This window comes from Pseudomonas sp. NPDC089406 (genome assembly GCF_044900265.1).
Taxonomy (GTDB): domain Bacteria; phylum Pseudomonadota; class Gammaproteobacteria; order Pseudomonadales; family Pseudomonadaceae; genus Aquipseudomonas; species Aquipseudomonas fakonensis.
In genome coordinates, this window is record NZ_JBJDNC010000056.1 from 1 (window position 1) to 5019 (window position 5019).

The following is a 5019-nucleotide window of genomic DNA, read 5'->3' on the forward strand; positions in this document are numbered from 1 at the left end:
AAGTTCACCGCAGAAGTCTACGTTCTGTCGAAGGAAGAAGGCGGTCGTCACACTCCGTTCTTCAAAGGCTACCGTCCTCAGTTCTACTTCCGTACTACTGACGTAACCGGTAACTGCCAGCTGCCAGAAGGCGTTGAGATGGTAATGCCAGGTGACAACATCCAGATGGAAGTCACCCTGATCAAGACCATCGCAATGGAAGACGGTCTGCGCTTCGCCATCCGTGAAGGCGGTCGTACCGTCGGCGCCGGCGTCGTAGCCAAAATCATCGAGTAATCACTCGACCGATTGAAAAAACCCCCGCTCAGCGGGGGTTTTTTTTATTGGGTTGACACTAAATTGGGGCGTCTATAGAATCACGCCTCCTTTTAGCGGGCGTAGTGCGTCCGTTGGGAACAGCCTGGAGTCTGAAATCCAATGCAAAATCAGCAAATCCGTATCAGGTTGAAGGCTTTCGACCATCGCCTGATCGACCAATCCACCCAGGAAATCGTGGAAACCGCGAAACGTACTGGTGCACAAGTGCGTGGTCCAATTCCACTGCCTACCCGCAAAGAGCGTTTCACCGTTCTGGTCTCCCCGCACGTCAACAAAGACGCGCGTGACCAGTACGAGATTCGCACTCATAAGCGTGTTCTGGACATCGTCCAGCCAACGGATAAAACCGTTGACGCGCTGATGAAGCTTGATCTGGCGGCCGGTGTGGAAGTGCAGATCAGCCTCGGCTAAGACTTCGGTCTGGTCGTGTAACGCTCTGAAATGGGCGGCCATAGCGGGTGAAAGCCCCGTACACTCATGAGGTTTACAACATGACTATTGGTGTAGTCGGTCGAAAAGCGGGTATGACCCGTATTTTCACCGAAGAAGGTGTCTCCATTCCGGTCACGGTCATCGAGATCGAGCCGAATCGCGTCACCCAGTTCAAAACCGAAGAAACTGATGGCTACCGTGCAGTGCAAGTCACTGTCGGCGAGCGTCGTGCTTCGCGCGTGACCGCCGCTCAGGCAGGCCACTTTGCCAAGGCCAACGTTGCCGCTGGTCGCGGTGTCTGGGAGTTCCGTCTTGAAGAAGGCGATTTCCAGGCTGGCGATCTGATCAAAGCTGAACTCTTCACTGCAGGCCAGCTGGTAGACGTAACCGGTCAGTCCAAAGGTAAAGGCTTCGCCGGTACCATCAAGCGTTGGAACTTCCGTGGTCAAGATAACACCCACGGTAACTCCGTATCGCACCGTGTCCCTGGCTCCATCGGCCAGTGCCAGACTCCTGGTCGTGTATTCAAGGGCAAGAAAATGTCCGGTCACATGGGCGCTGAGCGCGTGACTGTGCAGTCCCTGGAAGTAGTACGCGTAGACGCTGAACGCAACCTGCTGCTGATCAAGGGTGCCGTTCCAGGCGCTACTGGCGGCGACGTGGTTGTGCGTCCAGCTGTCAAGGCTCGCGGGTAAGGGGAAACTGACATGCAACTTAATGTAAATGACGCTCAGGCGATCGAAGTTTCCGAACTGACTTTCGGTGGCGAATTCAACGAGACGCTGGTTCACCAAGCAGTCGTGGCCTACATGGCCGGCGGCCGTCAGGGTACCAAGCAGCAGAAGACCCGTTCTGACGTGGCCGGTGGCGGTAAGCGCCCATGGCGTCAGAAAGGTACTGGCCGTGCTCGTGCCGGTACTACCCGTGGTCCGATCTGGCGTGGCGGTGGTGTAACCTTCGCAGCTCGTCCTCAGGATCACTCGCAAAAGCTCAACAAGAAGATGTACCGCGCTGCCCTGCGCTCCATCCTCGCCGAGCTGGTGCGTAGCGACCGTCTGGTCGTGGTTCAGGACTTCGCTGTTGAAGCGCCGAAAACCAAAGACCTGCTGAACAAGCTGAACGGCATGGGTCTGAGCGATGTTCTCATCGTTTCGGATGCAGTTGATCAGAACCTGTACCTGGCTGCTCGCAACCTGCCGCACGTCGACGTACGTGACGTTCAAGGTTCCGACCCGGTCAGTCTGATCGCATACGAGAAGGTGTTGATCACCGTCTCGGCCGTGAAGAAATTCGAGGAGCTGCTGGGATGAACCAGGAACGCGTATTCAAAGTCCTCCTTGGCCCGCACGTTTCCGAGAAGGCTACCGTTCTGGCTGAGAAAAAAGGCCAGTTCGTATTCAAGGTTGCTACCGATGCAACCAAGCTGGAAATCAAGAAAGCTGTCGAAGGCCTGTTCAACGTAAAAGTTGAAAACGTGTCGACTGTTAACGTTCTGGGTAAAACCAAGCGTACCGCACGTGGTCTGGGCAAGCGTAATGACTGGAAGAAGGCGATCGTCTCCCTTCAGCCAGGCCAAGATCTCGATTTCAGCAGCAGTGCTGAGTAAGGAAGGGGTGCATCATGGCAATCGTTAAATGCAAACCGACTTCCCCTGGCCGCCGTTTTGTGGTCAAGGTGGTCAACAAGGAGCTGCACAAAGGCGCTCCTCACGCACCGCTGCTCGAGAAAAAATCGAAGTCTGGTGGTCGTAACAACAATGGCCGCATCACCACTCGTCACGTTGGTGGTGGTCATAAGCAGCATTACCGTCTGGTTGACTTCCGTCGCAACGACAAAGATGGCATCCCTGCCACTGTCGAGCGTATTGAATACGACCCGAACCGTACTGCTCACATCGCCCTGCTGTGCTACGCAGACGGTGAGCGTCGCTACATCATCGCCCCTAAAGGCGTGAGTGCTGGCGACCAGCTGATCGCAGGTGCCCTGGCCCCAATCAAGGCCGGTAACTCCCTGCAGCTGCGCAACATCCCAGTAGGTAGCACCGTTCACGGCATCGAACTGAAGCCGGGTAAAGGTGCTCAGATCGCTCGTTCCGCTGGTGCTTCCGCTCAGCTGATCGCGCGTGAAGGCGTCTACGTGACTCTGCGTCTTCGCTCTGGCGAAATGCGTAAAGTACTGGCTGAGTGCCGTGCGACCCTGGGCGAAGTCTCGAACTCCGAGCACAGCCTGCGTTCGCTGGGTAAAGCAGGTGCCAAACGCTGGCGCGGCGTTCGCCCAACCGTTCGTGGCGTTGCCATGAACCCGGTTGACCACCCACATGGTGGTGGTGAAGGTCGTACCTCCGGTGGTCGTCATCCGGTATCGCCATGGGGCTTCCCAACCAAGGGTGCTAAAACCCGCGGTAATAAGCGTACCGACAACATGATCGTCCGTCGTCGCAAGTAACTAGAGGGATACGACAGTGCCACGTTCTCTGAAAAAAGGTCCTTTTATCGATCTTCACCTGTTGAAGAAGGTCGAAGTGGCGGTGGAGAAGAACGATCGCAAGCCAGTTAAAACCTGGTCGCGCCGTTCGATGATCCTGCCACAAATGGTCGGTCTGACCATCGCGGTACACAACGGTCGCCAACACGTCCCAGTTCTCGTGAACGAAGACATGGTCGGCCACAAACTGGGCGAGTTTGCCGGTACCCGCACCTACCGCGGGCACGTGGCTGACAAGAAAGCCAAGCGTTAAGGGGTTAGGAAATGGAAGTAGCCGCTAAGTTGTCGGGCGCTCGCATCTCCGCCCAGAAAGCCCGCTTGGTCGCCGACCAGATCCGCGGGAAGAAGGTGGGCGAAGCGCTCAACCTGTTGGCCTTCAGCAGCAAAAAAGCCGCTGAAATCATGAAGAAAGTCCTCGAGTCGGCCGTTGCCAACGCCGAACACAACGAAGGCGCTGACGTTGATGACCTGAAGGTCTCCACCGTCTTCGTCAACGAAGGGCGTTCGCTGAAGCGCATCATGCCACGTGCCAAAGGCCGTGCTGATCGCATCGTCAAGCGGTCTTGCCATATCACTGTCAAGGTTGCGGACAAGTAACGGAGTCGATCAGATGGGTCAGAAAGTACATCCCACTGGCATTCGCCTGGGAATCGTCAAGGAGCACACCTCCGTCTGGTATGCAGACGGCGCTACTTACGCAGATTACCTGTTGAAGGATCTGAAAACGCGTGAGTACCTCCAAGACAAACTAAAAAGCGCGTCCGTAAGCCGTATCGATATTCATCGTCCGGCTCAAACTGCACGCATCACCATCCACACCGCTCGTCCCGGTATCGTTATCGGCAAGAAAGGTGAAGATGTTGAGAAACTGCGTCAGGACCTGACCAAGCAGATGGGTGTGCCTGTGCACATCAACATCGAAGAGATCCGCAAGCCGGAACTCGACGCCATGCTGGTTGCTCAGAGCGTTGCCCAGCAGCTGGAGCGCCGCGTTATGTTCCGTCGCGCCATGAAGCGCGCCGTGCAGAACGCCATGCGTATTGGTGCCAAGGGCATCAAGATCCAGGTGAGCGGTCGTCTCGGCGGTGCCGAGATCGCACGTACCGAGTGGTATCGCGAAGGTCGTGTGCCTCTGCACACCCTGCGTGCCGATATCGACTACAACACCTACGAAGCTCACACCACCTACGGTGTGATCGGTGTGAAGGTTTGGATCTTCAAAGGCGAAGTAATTGGTGGTCGCCAAGAAGAGCTGAAGCCTCAAGCACCAGCGCCTCGTAAAAAAGCTGCTAAGTAAGGGGTACGCCAAATGTTGCAACCAAAGCGTACAAAATTCCGCAAGCAGATGACCGGCCACAACCGTGGTCTGGCACTGCGCGGTAGCAAGGTCAGCTTCGGCGAGTTCGCTCTGAAAGCTGTTGCTCGCGGTCGTCTCACCGCCCGCCAGATCGAGTCGGCACGTCGTGCCCTGACCCGTCACGTAAAACGTGGCGGCAAGATCTGGATCCGTGTCTTCCCGGACAAGCCGGTTACCAAGAAGCCTCTCGAGGTTCGTATGGGTAAAGGTAAGGGTTCCGTGGAGTACTGGGTTGCCCAGATCCAGCCAGGCAAAGTCCTGTACGAGATCGAGGGTGTTTCTGAAGAGCTGGCGCGCGAAGCTTTCGCCCTGGCTGCTGCAAAGCTGCCTCTCGCCACCTCCTTTGTTAAGCGGACGGTGATGTGATGAAAGCGAATGAACTTCGTGAAAAATCGGCACAGCAACTGAATGAGCAACTGCTCGGCTTG

General features: G+C 56.3%; 9 protein-coding genes and 2 pseudogenes. All 11 read left to right on the forward strand.

What is annotated here, in order from left to right; all coding sequences use genetic code 11:
• Positions 1–276 (forward strand): annotated as a pseudogene (locus ACI2KK_RS26175) (elongation factor Tu); the annotation flags it as partial.
• 141 nt (positions 277–417) lie between these two features.
• Positions 418–729 carry a 30S ribosomal protein S10 gene (rpsJ, locus tag ACI2KK_RS26180; RefSeq protein WP_003186070.1) on the forward strand — a complete coding sequence of 104 codons (312 nt, stop codon included), beginning with the start codon at positions 418–420 and terminating at the stop codon, positions 727–729.
• A gap of 80 nt (positions 730–809) precedes the next feature.
• Positions 810–1445 carry a 50S ribosomal protein L3 gene (gene rplC / locus ACI2KK_RS26185; RefSeq protein ID WP_011531887.1) on the forward strand — a complete coding sequence of 212 codons (636 nt, stop codon included), beginning with the start codon at positions 810–812 and terminating at the stop codon, positions 1443–1445.
• Between the two features lie 12 nt (positions 1446–1457).
• The gene (gene rplD / locus ACI2KK_RS26190; RefSeq protein WP_003255485.1) at positions 1458–2060 is read left to right on the forward strand and encodes a 50S ribosomal protein L4; all 603 of its coding nucleotides are present in this window, start codon (positions 1458–1460) and stop codon (positions 2058–2060) included.
• Positions 2057–2356 carry a 50S ribosomal protein L23 gene (gene rplW / locus ACI2KK_RS26195; protein WP_003255484.1) on the forward strand — a complete coding sequence of 100 codons (300 nt, stop codon included), beginning with the start codon at positions 2057–2059 and terminating at the stop codon, positions 2354–2356. Before rplD ends, rplW begins: the two co-directional genes overlap by 4 nt.
• Before the next feature lie 14 nt (positions 2357–2370).
• Entirely contained in the window at positions 2371–3195 is an 825-nt protein-coding gene (gene rplB / locus ACI2KK_RS26200) for a 50S ribosomal protein L2 (protein ID WP_217841536.1), read from the forward strand.
• A 16-nt stretch (positions 3196–3211) separates the two neighbouring features.
• Positions 3212–3487, forward strand: a complete 276-nt coding sequence (gene rpsS / locus ACI2KK_RS26205) for a 30S ribosomal protein S19 (protein ID WP_003255482.1) — start codon at positions 3212–3214, stop codon at positions 3485–3487.
• A gap of 11 nt (positions 3488–3498) precedes the next feature.
• Positions 3499–3831, forward strand: a complete 333-nt coding sequence (rplV, locus tag ACI2KK_RS26210; protein WP_003103908.1) for a 50S ribosomal protein L22 — start codon at positions 3499–3501, stop codon at positions 3829–3831.
• A gap of 13 nt (positions 3832–3844) precedes the next feature.
• Positions 3845–4531: a 30S ribosomal protein S3 gene (rpsC, locus tag ACI2KK_RS26215; RefSeq protein ID WP_003255481.1), complete on the forward strand. Its 687-nt coding sequence runs from the start codon at positions 3845–3847 to the stop codon at positions 4529–4531.
• 12 nt (positions 4532–4543) lie between these two features.
• Positions 4544–4957 carry a 50S ribosomal protein L16 gene (gene rplP, locus ACI2KK_RS26220; protein WP_009397508.1) on the forward strand — a complete coding sequence of 138 codons (414 nt, stop codon included), beginning with the start codon at positions 4544–4546 and terminating at the stop codon, positions 4955–4957.
• A pseudogene (locus tag ACI2KK_RS26225) lies at positions 4957–5019 on the forward strand (50S ribosomal protein L29); the annotation flags it as partial. The gene rplP and the pseudogene ACI2KK_RS26225, both read left to right, overlap by 1 nt.